The organism is Mycobacterium colombiense CECT 3035 (assembly GCF_002105755.1).
GTDB classification, from domain to species: Bacteria; Actinomycetota; Actinomycetes; order Mycobacteriales; family Mycobacteriaceae; genus Mycobacterium; species Mycobacterium colombiense.
In genome coordinates this window covers 4,507,025-4,523,058 of sequence record NZ_CP020821.1, presented here as the reverse complement: position 1 = coordinate 4,523,058, position 16,034 = coordinate 4,507,025, and the positions used below count along the sequence as shown (strand labels likewise).

The 16,034-nt window shown below is 69.7% G+C and carries 12 protein-coding genes; 1 reads left to right on the top strand and 11 read right to left on the bottom strand.

What is annotated here, in order from left to right; genetic code table 11:
• Window positions 1–47: 47 nt before the first annotated feature.
• Complete coding sequence (locus B9D87_RS21190; protein ID WP_007768816.1) at window positions 48–1,247, top strand: alpha/beta hydrolase family protein; 1,200 nt, start codon at window positions 48–50, stop codon at window positions 1,245–1,247.
• Here B9D87_RS21190 and eccE read toward each other — a convergent pair.
• The 11 genes from eccE to eccA3 all read right to left on the bottom strand — a co-directional run bounded on the left by eccE (window position 1,237) and on the right by eccA3 (window position 16,028).
• A complete protein-coding gene (gene eccE, locus B9D87_RS21185) occupies window positions 1,237–2,253 on the bottom strand; it encodes a type VII secretion protein EccE (protein WP_007768818.1) in 1,017 nt (338 codons plus the stop codon). The genes B9D87_RS21190 and eccE overlap by 11 nt on opposite strands.
• On the bottom strand, window positions 2,250–3,656 hold the full coding sequence (gene mycP / locus B9D87_RS21180; protein WP_040629400.1) for a type VII secretion-associated serine protease mycosin: 1,407 nt from the start codon (window positions 3,654–3,656) through the stop codon (window positions 2,250–2,252). Before mycP ends, eccE begins: the two co-directional genes overlap by 4 nt.
• Window positions 3,653–5,077, bottom strand: coding sequence for a type VII secretion integral membrane protein EccD (eccD, locus tag B9D87_RS21175; RefSeq protein ID WP_085977784.1), 1,425 nt, complete (start codon window positions 5,075–5,077; stop codon window positions 3,653–3,655). Before eccD ends, mycP begins: the two co-directional genes overlap by 4 nt.
• Window positions 5,078–5,091: 14 nt before the next feature.
• The gene (locus tag B9D87_RS21170; RefSeq protein ID WP_007768832.1) at window positions 5,092–6,048 is read right to left on the bottom strand and encodes an ESX secretion-associated protein EspG; all 957 of its coding nucleotides are present in this window, start codon (window positions 6,046–6,048) and stop codon (window positions 5,092–5,094) included.
• Between the two features lie 11 nt (window positions 6,049–6,059).
• Window positions 6,060–6,350, bottom strand: coding sequence for a WXG100 family type VII secretion target (locus B9D87_RS21165; RefSeq protein WP_007768835.1), 291 nt, complete (start codon window positions 6,348–6,350; stop codon window positions 6,060–6,062).
• A gap of 32 nt (window positions 6,351–6,382) precedes the next feature.
• Window positions 6,383–6,676: a type VII secretion system protein EsxG gene (gene esxG, locus B9D87_RS21160; protein WP_007768837.1), complete on the bottom strand. Its 294-nt coding sequence runs from the start codon at window positions 6,674–6,676 to the stop codon at window positions 6,383–6,385.
• A gap of 63 nt (window positions 6,677–6,739) precedes the next feature.
• On the bottom strand, window positions 6,740–8,233 hold the full coding sequence (locus B9D87_RS21155) for a PPE family protein (protein ID WP_040629402.1): 1,494 nt from the start codon (window positions 8,231–8,233) through the stop codon (window positions 6,740–6,742).
• Window positions 8,234–8,235: 2 nt separating this feature from the next.
• The gene (locus tag B9D87_RS21150; RefSeq protein ID WP_007768842.1) at window positions 8,236–8,544 is read right to left on the bottom strand and encodes a PE family protein; all 309 of its coding nucleotides are present in this window, start codon (window positions 8,542–8,544) and stop codon (window positions 8,236–8,238) included.
• A gap of 40 nt (window positions 8,545–8,584) precedes the next feature.
• Entirely contained in the window at window positions 8,585–12,553 is a 3,969-nt protein-coding gene (locus B9D87_RS21145; RefSeq protein ID WP_007768845.1) for a type VII secretion protein EccC, read from the bottom strand.
• Complete coding sequence (gene eccB / locus B9D87_RS21140) at window positions 12,550–14,178, bottom strand: type VII secretion protein EccB (RefSeq protein WP_007768847.1); 1,629 nt, start codon at window positions 14,176–14,178, stop codon at window positions 12,550–12,552. The genes B9D87_RS21145 and eccB overlap by 4 nt, the downstream gene beginning before the upstream one ends.
• A complete protein-coding gene (eccA3, locus tag B9D87_RS21135) occupies window positions 14,175–16,028 on the bottom strand; it encodes a type VII secretion system ESX-3 AAA family ATPase EccA3 (protein ID WP_007768848.1) in 1,854 nt (617 codons plus the stop codon). The genes eccB and eccA3 overlap by 4 nt, the downstream gene beginning before the upstream one ends.
• Window positions 16,029–16,034 lie beyond the last annotated feature (6 nt).

Below are 16,034 nucleotides of genomic sequence, written 5' to 3'. Positions count from 1 at the left end.
GTCGAAACGCCCAGGAGACGCGTGCCCGCCCGGCTACCATCGCGTGCGTGGCGTCCGACTCAGATCCGATCGATCCGCCCATCCCGGTCCCAGACGTCCCCGGCGCCGATCTACCGGCCGGCGCCGGCGGATTACCCCCCCACTCGGCGTTGTCGCCCCGCCAGCGAATGGTAGTCGAGGCGTCGGCCCTCGGCGATCTGGCCCTGCGCACCTGGGTGGCCTCGCTGCTCACCACCACGGTGGCGCCGTTCGTGGTCGCGGCCACGCTGCGGCAATCCGATTCCGCCACCGAGCGCGGCAACCTCGACTTCTACGCGGAGTTGGGGGCGGCGCAGGACCCGGCGCGGTCCTTCCCGCGGCCCACCGAGCTGCCCCGGGTGAGGTCGCGGCGGGCCAGCCCGCTGGCGGAGTGGGTCGCGCGTGGCACGGTCGACAACATCGCGTTCCCCAGCAGCTTCACCGCGATCAACCCCGCCATGCGCACGCGGTGGAGCAGCTGGGCATCCAACAACACCGTGCGCGCGCAGCACTGGCGCCACGACGACGGGCCCCGTCCCACGCTGTGCGTGATCCACGGGTTCATGGGATCGTCGTACCTGGCCAACGGGCGGTTCTTTTCGCTGCCCTGGTACTACCGGGCCGGCTACGACGTGCTGATGTACACGTTACCCTTTCACGGCAAGCGGGCCGAAAAGTATTCGCCTTTCAGCGGTTTCGGCTACTTTGCGGGAGGGCTCAGCGGTTTCGCCGAGGCCATGGCGCAGGCCGTGCACGACTTTCGTTCCCTCATCGACTATTTGCGCCACACGGGGGTCGACCGCATCGCCCTCACCGGCATCTCGCTGGGCGGTTACACCTCCGCGCTGATGGCCTCGGCCGACGACCGGCTGGAGGCCGTGATTCCCAACTGTCCGGTGGTCACCCCGTCGACGTTGTTCGACGAATGGTTCCCGGCCAACCAGCTGGTGCGGCTGGGCCTGCGACTCTCCGACATCACCCGCGACCACCTGGCGGCCGGGCTGGCCTACCACTGCCCCCTGAACTACCGCCCGCTGGTGCCGCGGGACCGCCGGATGATCATCACCGGGCTCGGCGACCGGATGGCGCCGCCCGACCATGCCGTCAAGCTGTGGCAGCACTGGGATCACTGTGCGCTGCACTGGTTTCCGGGCAGCCATGTGCTGCACGTGAGCCAGCTGGACTACCTGCGCCGGATGACCGCGTTCCTGCAGGAGGTCATGTTCTGACCGCCTCAGCGGTGTCGGCGCTCTCGGCGCCGGTCTCGCCGCGCCGGTGGGCCGCGCCGGCCAGGGTGGGCCAATTCAGCTGCGCGAGCAGGTCCTGCGGCGCGGCGGTGTGGCCGTCTAACCGATACGTGGACAACAGGTCCAGTGCGGTCAGCGCGGGCAGGTGGTTACCGCGTTGCGGGGTCAGCCCGTCCACCGGCGCCTTGCCGTCCGGGGCGGTCTCGGTCTGGAACGCGCAGGCGACCGCGACGGTGGGCCGGCGGTTGTCACCGGCAACCTCGAGCGCGGTGCAGGTTTCGCGCGCGGCATACTCCCGGATTGCCGCCAAGGTCTCCGGCAGCGCGTCGTCGACCTGAATCCGGTACGCCGCAAGGTAATCCGAGGCACCACGCTGGACTCCCCGCCACCTCTCGCGGGGGTTGGACGTCAGCAACCGGGGAACGTCCTCGGCCGCGACGGTGGTGGCATCCCAACCGATCTCCCGCAGATGATCGGCCAGCCGGCGGGCCGCGACCTGAGCCGTCTCGTGCAACGGGATTCGTGGCGAGCGGGCCTGCAGCGCGGCCAGGTTGTCGGGCGCCGATACGGTGAGCCCGATCCAGGTCTCGCGGCGTGACGGGTCGGCGGCGTTGTCGCGGCTGGTGATTCGGATCTTGTCCGCCCGGATGCCGTAACGGTCCAGGTAGCTCGCGATCAGCGGGAGCGGCAACACGTCGGAGTCGTCCTCCGGTGCGCCGAGGCGAATCAGGGCGGTCGCCGCCGCGTCGGAGGTGGCCGAGGGGACGGCGTTGCCGCGGGCGATCATCGCCAGGCGGCGGCGCACGATGGCGGTCAAGTACATACCGCCCCACCAGCCGAACAACACGACCACCACGGCGGCCGCGATGCCCAGCAGCCAGTAGTCGCGCGGGCCTCGCCACGGGTAGGCCATCGCCGCCGGCACAATGGCCAGCAGCGCCAACGTGATTCGACCGCTCCCGGGAGTCGGTATCCGATGCTTGCTCACGGGGTGGGGTCCTTTCGTCGGCGTGCGATTGCGGTGACGGCGCCGGCCACCGCGACCAGCACGGCCAGCGCGGCGGTGCCGGCCACCGCGACGGTGCGCGGTTTGGTGTCCTTGGGCGCCGGGGCCGGCGGCACGGCCACCGGCTTCACCGATGCCGCGCCGGGCTGGTTACCGGCGGGCAGTTGCCAGGTCAGTGCGGCCACCGGATCCACGGTGCCGGTGCCCACCACGTTCGACGGGTCGCGGGCACCGTTGTGCGCGGTCGCGGTGATGCGGTGCAGCACCGCGGTGGCATTCAGGTCGGGATACTTGCTGCGGACCAGCGCCGCGACACCGGCCACGTAGCCGGCCGCGTAACCGGTTCCGCTCAGGGCGGCGAGTTGCTGGTGCTCGTCGGGCAGGCCATTGGCCAGCGCGCCGCCGTCGGCGTTGCCGATCGACACGATGCGTTCGCCGGGCGCCGCGACCCCCACCCACGGCCCCGCCACGGTGAATTTCGACGGCTGGCCATCGGGGGTCAGCGATGCCACCGACAGCACGTAGGGCTGCCACCACGACGGGATGGACACCGACGTGACGCCGGCCCAGTTTCGTGGATCGTTCGGGCGGCTCAGGTCGGTGAGCGGGTTGGACTCGCACGAGGTCCCGCCGCCGCCGGCGCCGGTCGGCCCGCTGTCCCCGGCGCCGGCCACTATCACCGCGTCCTTGTCCACCGCCGCGTAGCGGACGGCGGCGCCGAGGGCGGCCTGGTCGACGGGCCGGTCCACGGGCATGCAGGTGGCCGAGCCGATGTCGATCACCCGGGCACCGAGGTCGGCGGCGTGCACGATCGCCCGGGCGAGGGTCGACACCTCGGCCGACACGCGCGCCATCAGCGGATCGCCGCCCGGCGTCCGCGGTGAGAACTTGGCCGATGCCGTCCTGATCGACACGACCCGCGCCGCGGGCGCAACGCCGGAGAACCCGTCGTCGGGCGAGGGTTGGCCGGCGATGACCCCGGCCAGCAAGGTTCCGTGCCCGTCACAGTCGGTCAGCCCGTCGGTGGTCTCGACGAAATCACCACCGGGTTCGACGTTGGGCAGCCGCGGGCCCGGGCGCACCCCGGTGTCGAGCAGCGCCACCAGCTGGCCCTCACCCCGCGAGAAGCGCCATGCCGCAGGCAGATTCAGCATCGACTGGCTTGGCGTGATGGCACCCGGATCGCTGCCGGGGACGACCCCGGACGTGCTGCACGGCCCGCGCTGCTCCATCGGCTGCCCGGGCCCCGGTGTCCCGCTGGGCGGTTGCGCGCCGGGATCGACCGTCGGCGGGCTGATCGCGGATGCCGGCGGACTCGTCCACGTCGCGGCGGCGGGCAGCAACGCCAATGCCGCCGCGCAGCAGGCTGATGCCGGCCGAATCATCGATTGAGCACCCAGCCGAACAGACCGACCACGAAGGCCATCACGGGAATCAGCGAGGCGTCGAGTCCCGTTGCGGCGAAGCCCACCAGCCGGCGCACCGGCAGCGAATAGCTCTCCGGCGCAGCGATGCCCGGGTTCAGCGCCACGACAATCCACACCGCCACGAGCACCAGCAGCACCAGCGCCGCGCCCAGGGCGCCGGCGTAGCGTCCGGTCGAGGTGTAGAGCACCAGCAGCGTGCCGGCGGCCAGGAAGGGCTGGGCGAGTAGCCACGCCTTGCACGCGGCCGAATCCCAGACCCGGGCGCGCAGCACGGACGTCGCGGCGGTGGCGGCCACCACGTACCAGCCGGCGCCGCTGAGGGTCTCGGGCCGCAGCGCGATCGCCACCGAGCCCAGGACGCTGAGCAGCACCGCGGCGGCGATGAAGCCGCTCTGATGCGCGTCGCTGATCCGGACCCGGCGCGGCAGGTCTTCGAGCACCCGCAGTGACGGCGCCGACGGGGTGGGATCCCCAGGCGCCGGGATGACCGGCAACGGGAACCGCGCCCACAGCGCGGACAGTTGGGGCGCCTCGATGGTGACCAGCAGCGCCGCCACGATCAGCCCGCAACCGATGGCGATGAGCGTGAGGTGCCAGAGCAATTCGGCGCCGGCGGCCAGCAGCACCCCGGCACCCACCACCGCGGTCGCGGTGAAGAAACCGGCGATGCGTTCCCGTTCGGCGCTGGGCGCCATCAAGGCGATCAGCGACCACGCGGTGACGCCGGCGGCGGCCAGCGTCACCTGGGCGGGGCCGAATCGGCCCGGCACGGCCAGCGCCAGTGCGGCGGCGATCAGAGGCAGCGCGGCGATCGAGAGCGCCATTCCGGTGCGCGCCGAGCGCGCGGTGACCAGCAGGCCGACGATCGCGGTCAACGCCGCGACCGCGCTGACCGCGACCAGTCCCAGCAGCGCGCCGGTGGCCACCCGGTAGGTGACCGACAGGCCGGTGGCCAGGAACGCCACCGCGATCGCCGCGACCAGGGCGCCACGCTGGATATGCGTTGCGCCCCAAGGCTTGATCCGGGAGGTCGAGAAGATCATGGCCGCGTCGGCGATGTCCTCGACGATGCCGGGCGCGGCCGGGCCGACCGGCACCGCTTGCAGCGCCAGCAGGTCGCCGTCGACAACTCCGACCGTGTCCAGGCTGGCGTCCAGGCTGAACGGCGCACCGCCGATGGGGGCCAGGCTCAGCTGGGTCGCCGCGCCGATCTCGGCGGCACCGCGCCCGGCGGCGCCGTCCCCCGAGTCACCGTTGGTTGCGGCGGGAACCACCAGACGCTGTACGGCGGGCAGGATTTCGCGCAGCGGCAGCTCCGCGGGCAAGGCCATTTCCGTCAACCTGCTGTCCGCGAGGATTGCCACGCGGACGATCGGCATGACGGTTCCGGACGTCACCGGACCCTCGAAACATGTTGTGGCCGTTGCTCGAACATCGTGCTCTCTTCTCTTTTACTATGTTGGACGGACAGGGTTGAAGGGGAAAAGTCTCGGGCCAGCCGGTGCTCGGAGAACCATCCGGTGTCTGGCAGCAGGGCGGTCAGTTGTTCGATCGCGACGGCGATCGCGAACGGGGCGCCGGGCGCGAACGTCGAAACCCACTCGCCGTCGAAGGCGCGGGACGGACTGACCAGCACCCGCCCCTCGCGCGCGTCGACGATGCTCATCCCCACCTCGGTGGTGGAGTGCCGGCCGTCGCGGTGGCAGCCGGCGACGATCTCGACGTAGCTGCGCGGTCCGTTGAACACCGATTCCACCACCCTTCGTGCCGATTGCGGAATACCCAGGTAATCAAGGACTTCGGCGAGCGGAGCGCCCGAACGCAGCCGTTCGTCGGCTCTTGCACCGACCCGCGTCGGCAGGCTGAACTCGTCGAACCGGGCGGGCGGGCGCTGCGCCAGGCCGACGGTGAGCACCGGCACCAGCGCGCGCGGATCGTCGATGTCCATGGCGGTGAACGTGATCAGCTGCGCGCTGCGCAACGCGACGACCGTCAGCGATGGCTTGCCGGTCACACCGGTGCGCTGCGCGACGACGCCGCGCAGCAACTCGGCGCCGCCCTCGCCGGCTTCCCTGGGAGGGCCCACATAACGCAGGTCCAGCCACCGCTCGGGAAAACACACCACTTTGATCCACTCGGCGACCGCGGGGTTGACGAGTCCGCCTTCTGAGACCAGACCCAGTTCGGTCAGCTCAGCCTTCTGACGGTCGAGGAACGCGTTGCGTTCCGCGGCATCACGATAGGGCGAGGTGATGGCCAATACCCAGGGAAAGCTCCCCGCCCCAATCGTTTCCGCGATGAACCAAGCGTGATCGACCGTCAGTTCGACGGCGTTGGGTGATGCGTTCATTCAGCTGAGGACTAACCGCCCCATTTGGCGGCTTCGGCCTGGTCGCGCGCCAGCATCGACATGGTGTTCGCCTCGTGGGTGCTCGCCATCGACTGGTAGGCGCGCACCAGGCTTTCCATCGCCTGGTTCCACTGGGCCTGCCACACCTGGTAGGTCATTCCGGTGTCACCCTGCCAGGCGTTGGACAACGTGGCCTGCTCGCTGGCGATGTCGGAACCGAGCCCCTGCATGGTGCCGGCGTAGCCGGACATGTCGGCGGCGTGGCTCAACATCGCCGGGTAGTTGTACATGATCTGCGACATGACAAGTCCTTTCGCGGTTGCTAGCGGTGAGATCAGAACGCGGTGTAGCCCGACGCGGCGGCTGCGTCCGCGGCCACGTAGGTCCCGGCGGCGTCCCCGAGGTTGGCCTGGGCGATGTCGAGCAGGGTGTTGACCCGCGCGGCGACCTCGACGAACCGCGCGTGTGCGGCCTGGAAGGCGGCGGAGGACTCACCCTGGTGGAACGCCTGCGCCGACATCGCTTCCTGCTCGGCCTGGCTGATCGTGCTGCGCATCAACGCCGCCTTGGCGCTGAACGCCGACTGCGCGGCTACCAACTGCGGAATGTGAGCGTCCAACATACTCATGTTGATTCCTTTCTGTTGCGTCCGTTGGGGTTTCGGTAATTCACGGTCATTTGACTGAGTGCCTTACCCCCCTTTCCCCGGCTCGATTGGGCCCGCCCCGTTACCGGCTTCGTGCTCCCACGTGCCGGGCACCATTGGCATGCGTGGGCCGCCGCCGAAATCGTCGTCGGCCAGCTTGGTCAACCCGGCCGCCTGAAACGCCTTCTGCCGCTGCGTGGTTCCGGCGAACCCCAGCGTCCCGGCGCCCTGGGCGGACGCGACGGCCGCAGCCAGCTCCTCCTCGTCGCCGAAGTCCGGTGGGACACCGAAATCGGAGTCCATGTCCGCGAACTCGTCGGCGTGGTCGTGCAGCGCGCCCCGCCGCCGGCGCCGGGCCCGCGACTCGGCCCGGCTGGCCGCCGCCGCGCCCGCCGCCGGGATGGTCGCCGCGGGAGCCTTGGCCCCGCCGCGACCACCGAGCGTGGGGCCGACACCGGCATCCGGGTCACCGCCCATGGCGATCAGGTAGGCGAAGTTGCTCGCCGCTGCCGCCGGCGCAGGCGCGGCCGGCGCACCGGAGCCCGCGGCGACCGTCGTGGCCGGCGCCCCGGCCGGAGTCGCCACCGTCGGGGCCAGCGCGACCGCCGGCAGCATGGACGGCGGCTTGGTCGACGTCAGCGCGGGGGCCACGACGGTGGGGGCGGCGTCCGGCGCGGCCTCGACGGGCGTGGTGAGCAGGGAACTGAGCCCGATGCCCAGCAGCAGCGGGATCAGGAACGGTGCGGTCAGGATCGCACCCCAGGTCGGCCAGCCGACGGCGTTGAAAAACACTTGGTAGGCAACGAAAAACAGCAGCGGCCCGTTGGCGGCGAGGAACGCCGGCAGATTCGAGAAGAAGTTCTGCAACATCTGCTGGATGTTCTGGAAGAAGTCCTGGAAGAACTTGGACAGCTGCTGGATGAAGTTCTGCCACCAATCCCCGGGGCTGTTCTGCGTCGCGTTGGACGCGAGACTGTTGATCTGGCCGCCGGGATTCACAATCGCGGGCGCCGCCATGGTGCGCGGCGCCGCGGCCAAAGCCGAGCCGGACACGGCCTGGTAGGTGCCCATGGTGGTGGCGGCCTGGACCCACATCCGCGCATAGTCGGCCTCGTTGACCGCGATCGGAATGGTATTGATGCCAAAGAAATTCGTCCCCACCAACACCGCATGCACGGTGTGATTGGTGGCCAGTTCGGCCAGCGTCGGCATGGCCGCCAACGCGGCCGTGTACGCCGTCGCCGCGACTTCCTGCTGCGCGGCGGCACCCGCGCTGTCGACGCTGGCCTGCTGCAGCCACGCCAGGTACGGCAGGTGCGCCGCCACGTACTGCTCGGCGCTCGGCCCCTCCCAGGCGCCGGCCTGGGCCTCCCCCAACAACCCACTGAGTTCGGCTGCCGCCGAGGCGTATTGGGTGCTCAACGATGTCCACGCCCCGGCGGCCGCCAACAGCGGCCCGGGGCCTGGACCGGCGCTGAGCAACGCCGAATGCACCTCGGGTGGCGACGCCATCCAGATGGGTCCTAAGGGGGATGTCATGCTCAGGCGCCCGCGATTCCGAACGTCGCAGCGGCCGCGGTGTCGCCCGCGAGATAGCTTGCGCCCGCCTGCCCGACGCCGACGCCGGCGCGGCCGAGCTCTTCGACGCCCTGCGCGGCCATGGCGGAGTGTTCCTGGCCCTGAGCGCTGAATCCGGCCGCCGTTTGCAGCGACACCGGATCGACCGCCGGCGGCACCACCGCGGTGATCGCCGGAGCCGCCGCCGCATGCGCGGCCGCCAGCCGCGCCGTCAGGGCCTCCACCGCCGCGCTGGTCGCGGCCAGACCTTCGGGAACCACTCGTAGGGTCATGGTTACTCCTTTCCTGGTCCTTTTCGGACTTGGATAAACATCAGTGGGCGAAACCGTCTGTAGCGCCCTCTATCACGGACTCCCCGACCAGCGGGTTGACCAACTGCACGTACGTCGGGGCGTCGCTGTCGCCCAGCAGAATCGCCCGCCCGGCAGGCAACCGGCCGAACCGCTGGCCGCGGATCTTGCCGCTGTCCTGCGGGTTGCCCGCCAGCATCAACGTGGTCGCCTGCAGGTCGTTGAACCGGCGCAGCAGCGGGTTGGTCATCAGCGCGTGCCCCGAGCCGGTGGCACGCGCGGTGACGATCACGCGCAGCCCCAGATCGGCCGCCTGCGAGAGCAATCCGATCAGCGCGGTCCATGGCCGCTGCCCGACGTAGGGGCCGCTCATCGCGGGTGAATCCGGTATCTGGTCGACGTCGTCGATGATCAGGTAGTGGGTGTGGCCCGCGTAGCGCCAATGGGCCAGCTCGCCCGGTGAGAGACCGGCCGGCGGCCGGCGCGATTCGATGAGGTTGGCCAGCCCCAGCATCGCCGGGATGATGCGGTCGATGTTGGCGGTGTACTCGTTGTCGGCGAACAGCGGCTCGTCGACGAGGTGCAGCCGCCGGTCCAGCACCGTGAAGGCCACCTGATCCGGCGTGGAGTGCTCCCGCACCGTGCGAATGAGATGACGCAGCAGCGTGGTCTTCCCGGACTTGCTGTCGCCGAACACCATCAGCAGCGGATTCTCGGCGAAGTTGACCACCACGGGCGCGAGGTCTTCCTCGCGCTGGCCGATGACGACCTGCTCCGGCCCGCGATACAGCGACCCGACCGCTTCCGGCACCAGGTTGGTCGGCAGCAGCCGCACCGGCGGCGCGGTGACGCCCGGGTGGCGCGCATTGAGCGCGCCGATCTGCTCCAGCTCGGGTGCGGCGAACAGGAAATGCTCTGCGGCCATGGTCAATCCGCGTCCCGGCTGGTCGTGCGGCACCGCTTCGGCGGGGCGGCGCAAGGCGCCGACCACCCGGACGTTGCTGTCCCGCGCGTCGTGCAGCTTGAGTTCGAGCCGCAATCCGAGGCCGTCGCGCATGGCCAACGGAACCTCGAGCCAGCTCGGGGTGGTGATGACGACATGGATGCCGTACGCGAGACCGATGTTGACCAGCTCGCTGACCCTGGCCAGCAACGGGTTTCGGGTGTTGAACTGGTCGGTGTTGTCCCGGCCGAACGCGTAGAGGTTGTCGATGACCAGGAACACCTCGCCGAACCCGTCGTCGGGGGCCGCACCGTTCTTGTCCCGGAACGCCTCTCGGCGCTGCCGCGACAGCAGCAGCTGTTCGAGTTCGCCGAAGGTGCGCCGGATGCGTTCGGGCTCCAGCGCCGAGGCGACGCTGCCGACGTGCGCCAGGTCTTCGAGCGCCCGCAGCTTGCCGCCGCCGTAGTCGAGGCAGTAGAAGGTCACCTCGCGCGGCGAGTGCAGGCTGGCCGCGGACAGGATGAACGTCTGCAGCGCGGTCGACTTACCCGATTTCGGGCCACCGTGGATCACCATGTTGCCGGCCGACGAGGCGGCGTCGAACACCAACGGATCGCGGCGCATCTCGAACGGCTTGTCGATCTCGCCGAGCGGCCACTGCCACTGCCGGGGCGGCACGCCGGCGCGGGCCAGCATGGCGCTCAACGGGATCGGCTCGTCCAGCGGCGGCAGCCAGAGCTGCGGCGCGCGCGGACCGTAGCCGGCCAGCTGGTCGCCGATGGTGGCGATCAGCTTGCGCGGCGGCCCGGTGAATTCGTCTTCCTCGGGGGCGGTGATCACGGTGTCCTGATCCGGTTCGACGCGCCCGGCGGTGAACAGCTTGGGCTCCGGGATCGACGGCACGACAAAGGATTTGGCCTTCTGCGGCGGGTCGTAGATGCCGTCGACGTAGGTGCTGCGGAACTTGATCGGCGTCGCGCCCGGGGCGGGCACCAGGAAGCCCACGCCCTTGTGCTCCTTGCCGGACTCGATGTGGTAAGCGTCCTCCACACCGATGATCTGGCGGGAAATGCTGGGGCTGGCGACCTTCAAACCGATGCGGTAGGAGGTGTTCTTGTCGATGTCCTTGATCTTGCCCACGTCCAGCGTCTGCGACGCGAACAGAATGTGGATGCGGAACGAGCGGCCTTTACGCGCAACGTAATCGAACAGCTCCGCGTATTCCGGGTGATCGGCCAGCATCAGGGTGAACTCGTCGGCGACCACGAACAGCGTCGGGATCGGGGGCAGGTCGTGTCCCGCCGCGATGGCGTTCTCGTATTCGACCACCGAGTTGAACGCGCTGCCCTGGACCCGACGGCCCGCTTCCCGCAGCAGCGTCTCCCTGCGGGCCACCTCGCCGCGCAGCGTGTCGGCGAAGCGATCGGCCAGCGACTTCTTCTCGGCCATGTTGGAGATGACGGCGACGACTTGCGGGAAGTTACGGAAGCTGTCGGCGCCCGCCTCGCCCTTGAAGTCGGCGTAGATGACGATCAAGCGGTCGGCCGAATGGGTCGTCAACAGCGACAACAGGATCGACATCAGGGTCTGCGACTTACCGGACCCCGTCATGCCGATCATCAGGCCGTGCGGGCCCATGCCGCCCTCGGCTTCGTCCTTGAGGTCGAACATCAACGGCTCACCGGTGGCGGTGACGCCGATCGGAACCCGCAGCTCGTCCTCGCGGCGGCGCGGCGCCCACAGCGTGGGCACATCCAGTTGGGAGGCATCCGAAATGCCCAGCATCGTGGTGAACGTGGCGCCGCGGGTGGCCGCGGAGCGCAGGCCGGTGTGGGTCGGGTTGGAGTCCCACCGCGACAACTGACGCGCGAGGTGCGCGGCCTCGTCGGCGCCGAATTGGTCGGCGTCATCGATGTAGGGCTGCCAACCACCGGTCTGCCAGCGCTCGAGGGCGCCGCCGGACACGCGCAGGATCGGCTTTTCCGGATCCGAATACTGCTCACGGTTCGGCGCCGTGACGCTGCGCTGCACGACGGTGACGCCCGCCCGGCCCAGCGCCAGCGTGGACGCGGTGAGGTCGTAGTCGGGGTCGTCGATGATGATCAGCAGGTGACGCAGGGCATCGGCGGCCTCGCCGGTGAACGCCGGACGGTCGAGGAGGGCCGAGCCCAGGCTGGCGACCAGGTCGTCGGCGTTGGTCGCCATGAAGCGGGCCGGCCCGACACCGTCGAGCTCGCCCGGAACGTCGATGTGCGGCAACCACTTCAGCCAGGACCAGTCCGGGCTCTCCAGGTTCGGGGTGACCAGCGCGACCCCGAGCACGGTCGGGTCGTGCCAGGTCACCGCCTGCGCGACCCAGGCGCGCAGCGCCGCCCTTGCCTCGTCTGGTTCGCCCAGCACGGTGATCCGGGAGACCTTGGTCAGGTCGATTCCGGTCGGCACGTCGCGCACGGTGCGATGGGTGTCGAGCAGGCTGCGTAATGCGCTGTGCGACACCGGCTCCAGATCGATTTCGTCCGCGGTGTCGTTGACCCGCAGGGCGGTGGCCAGCGGCACGTGATGGCGGCCGGCCCGCAGCACCAGGAAGTCGGGATCGTGCGGGTCACGTTCCCACTGGCGGCGCGATCCGGGCACCGTGGCCAGCGCGGACGGCTCCGGGTGAGACCACTGCGCCGCGGCGCGCTGCGCGGTGGCCTGGGTGCGGATGTTGTCCCGCACCACCGACAGGTAACGCAGGTAGTCGGCGCGCTCGGCGTCGACCTCCTCGGTGCGTGTCTTGTTGTCGTTGCCGCGGTACATGGCGGTCGCGGCGAGCAACAACACGAACGGGAAGAACAGTGTCTGCGGAGAGATCAGCCGCATCCCGGTGGCGAACAGGGCGACGATCATGCCGACGATCAGGATCACCAGCACATAGGGCATCGCGCGGCGCAGGAACGACGGCGGGATCACCCGCGGCAGCTCGGGTGGCGCCTCGATGGCGATGGTGCCCTTGCGGGTCACCGGCGGCGCCAGGCGGCGGCGCGCTTCGAAGATCAGTCGGCTCATCGGGGGGCTCCCTCGGCTTCCCTAGCAGCGGCCACACGGCCGGGCTTCTGATCGGGCGTCAGCCCGTCATGAGCCAGCAGCGCGTCGGCGCGCGATAACGTCGGACCATTCGCGAACAGCGACAACACCGACCAAGGAACGGGGACCGGCGATCCGTTAAGGCCAAGAGCCTCAACAGTTTTGCCGTGTCCGGCGGCGGAGTGCTCGGACTCGTTGTCGATGCCGTAGCGGACACCGGTGTCAGAGACCCAGAACAGCGACCCGGTGCCCGGCGAGTCCGGGCCGCCGCCAACGGTCTGGGTGAAGTAGCCGGTGCCCGGCGCCAGGGCTACACGGGTGGCCACCAATCCGTTCGTCGCGGCGCCGCCGACCAGGTCGACGGTGCGGATCGATTCGGGGATGGGCAGCGCGGAGCCCGACATCAGGCGCAGCGAGCTGGTCGCCGCCCCGGCAGGCTTGCTCCAATAGGCGCACGTGACAGGCGATTTCGCCGCGTCGACCACGCTGACCTGCTGATCCGGATACCTTGCGGTGTCCAGCATCCGCGATACGGGCAGCTTGGCTACCGCGTCGGCACCCAGCCGCGGCGGTTGGTCCAGCCCATAGGAATTGGTGTTGCGCAGGATGGCGGCGAGCACCGGTGAGATCTGCTGCAGGCCGTCGGGCATCACCGCGTAGTAGCGCGGGGTGCCCGAGGAACTCTGCTCCAGGGCGTAGGAAACCACCACCGCGCCGATCGGAGCGGGCACGCTGAACGGGGCCGGGGCGCCGGCGCTCGGGATGCCGGGCGCCGTCAGTGGCGGTGCCTCCGGGATCGCGTTGAACAAGCCCAGCGCGATGGGCCGGGGCGCGGGCACCTCGGAGTTGTTCTGCCCCAACCCAAGTGCGTTCGTGATCGCGTGGTCGGTCAGGTTGATCTGCGAACGCTTGCCGTCCCACAACAGCCAGGTGCTGCCGTCTCGGTCGACAAGGATCGCCTGCTGCGACGCGATCGTCGCCGCGCGCGCACCGCTGCTGTCCGGCCGGCCCGCGATCACCGTGACGCCGGTGCTGTGGGCGGCGTGCCCACCCTGGGCGGGCTCGCTGACGGCGTCGCACACCGTCCAGTTCGCGTCGTGCGAGGGGTTTTGCACCATGCGCTCCGGCGCACCCGGGATGCCGATCAGGTTGCCACGCGGAAAGCGGTCCAGCTCACTGCTTTTCACCATGGTGGGGTCGACGGCGTGGCCGGTGATGAGCCGCGCCGACGTCAGATTGAGCACCGGGTGCAGGTCGTCACCGACCCGGACGTACAACGCCGCGGTCGACCGGTCGGCCAGCACCGCGTTGGTACCCACCGTGCCGCTGGGCCGGATCAGCGAGAACACGAAGCAACCCGCCAGGCCGGTGACCAGCAGGACAGCGCCCATGGCCACCGCGCGCGACTGTGTGCGCAGCGGGTCCACGAGCATCCTGGTGTCGTGCAGGGCGATGCCGGAGGCGATGCGGCGCATCACGAACCGCCAGCCGGTGACCTGGTGGCGGGTGACGAAACCGCGGCGGTACTCGACCTGGTCGGGGTTGTCGTTGACCGGGGTGCGAGAGGTGAACGAACGGCGCTCGTCGGACTCGTGGTTGGAGGTCATGCCGGCACCGACAGGCCAAGGCCGCGCAGCAGCGGCTCTACCGACCGTTCGACGTCGTCGTCGGTGATCGTCATCAGCTCCTCGTCACTGAATTCGCCGGTCCCGGCGTGTTCCGAATGGTCGAGCCGGAACTCCCGCTCTTCTTCGGAGCGTTCGACGATGTTTCGGACGAACCGGCCGTTACCGGCGATGTCCAGGTTGCGTCGCGAGATTCCGTTGGCGTCCGGGGTGGACTCGGTTGCCAACTTGGTGAACAACGCCTCCATGTGTTCGAGCGCGGCCGGCTCGAAAACGCTGTCGCGCTGCTCGGCCATCGTGTTCGCGATCTCGACCAGCTCCGACGGTGCGTAGGAAGGAAAGTCGATGTTGCGGGTGAACCGGGAACGCAAGCCCTCGTTGGTGTCCAGGAACTTGTCCAGGTCGGCGCGGTATCCGGCGATGATGACCACCAGGCGGTCGCGGTCGTTCTCCATCCGCGCCAGCAGGGTGTCGATGGCCACCAGGCCGAAGTCGTTCTTGGCGCCCGTGGCGACCAGCGCGTAGGCCTCGTCGAGGAACAGCACGCCGTCGAGCGCGCTGTCGATGATCGCGTTGGTCTTCGCCTCGGTCTCGCCGATGTGCTGGCCGATCAGGTCGGCACGGTGGACCTCGCGAATGTTCTCTCGCTTCAAAAGCCCGAGGCCGCAATAGATCTTGGCGACGACGCGGGCGATGGTGGTCTTACCGGTTCCGGGCGGGCCGGCGAAGACCAGGTGGTGGGCGCGCTGCGCGACCGCCAGGCCGCGTTGCTTGCGGACCAGTTCCATGGCGACCGAACTCTTCAGCCGCGACACCTGGTTCTTGACCTCGTCGAGTCCGATGAATTCGGCGAGCTGGCGCTCGGCCTCGTGCAGCAGCACGGCCTTGCGTTCGTGCGCGGCCGGGTCGACGAAATCCTCGGCGCTGGGCTCGGTTTCGGGGTCCCACGGATCGGTACGGGCTTCGATGCGGGCCGCCGTGGTGGTCACGATGCCGAAACTGGTGTCGGTCAGGGCCTGTTCGACTTGTTCGTTTTCGGGATGCGCGGCGTACAGATCCTGCAGCACTTCGCTCGCCGAGTCCTCGTCCACGTGCGCGCGCAGCACCAGCGCCTTGGCCAGTGCGCCGTCGACGGCGGCCACCGCGACGGGGCCCTCGGGCTCCTCCAGATACGACAGCGACGGGGCGAACATGCCCAGCCGGGCGAGCGCGGTGCCGAGGGCGATCTTGGCGGCGTGCGAGAAGGCCTCGTCCAGGTCCGCGTCGTTGACGATCGGGGTCAGCAGCTTGACGACGTCCGACCAGCGCTCGGCGCGGTAGTTGATGACGACCGACACCCACCGGGCCTCGCGCCAGCTCGGCCGGCCGGCGGTCAGGCCGGTGACGATCGCATCGGCCTCAGCAAATCGTCCGGCCGTTGCCAGCGCGGCAGCGTAGGCGAGGTGGAAGTCGTCCGGCGTCGCGGCGCGAAACTGCAAATACAGACCGGTGTCGTAGCGGAAGCCCAGCGATCCGGGCGCCAGATCGACCTGGCGCTGCAGCGTGCCCGCGGTCGCGACGTTGCGCGATACCGCCTCGAGCACACGCAAAGACGCATCGCCTGCGGCGGCCAGGCCGGTCCACGCGTCGCACTGGTCGTGGGCGACGCGGGTCAGCGCGGTGAAACCGGAACGCGCGGCGGCCAGGTCGGCGGGGCGCTGGCGTTGGTAGACGACGATGCCCAGCGCGCGGCAGCATGTCGCGAACCGGCTGACGACGTCCTCGTCAACCCGCGCGTCCACCCGCGAATTAACGGGCTGAGCTGTGAGCATGCCGGTGTCACCGAGTTCCACGGCCGC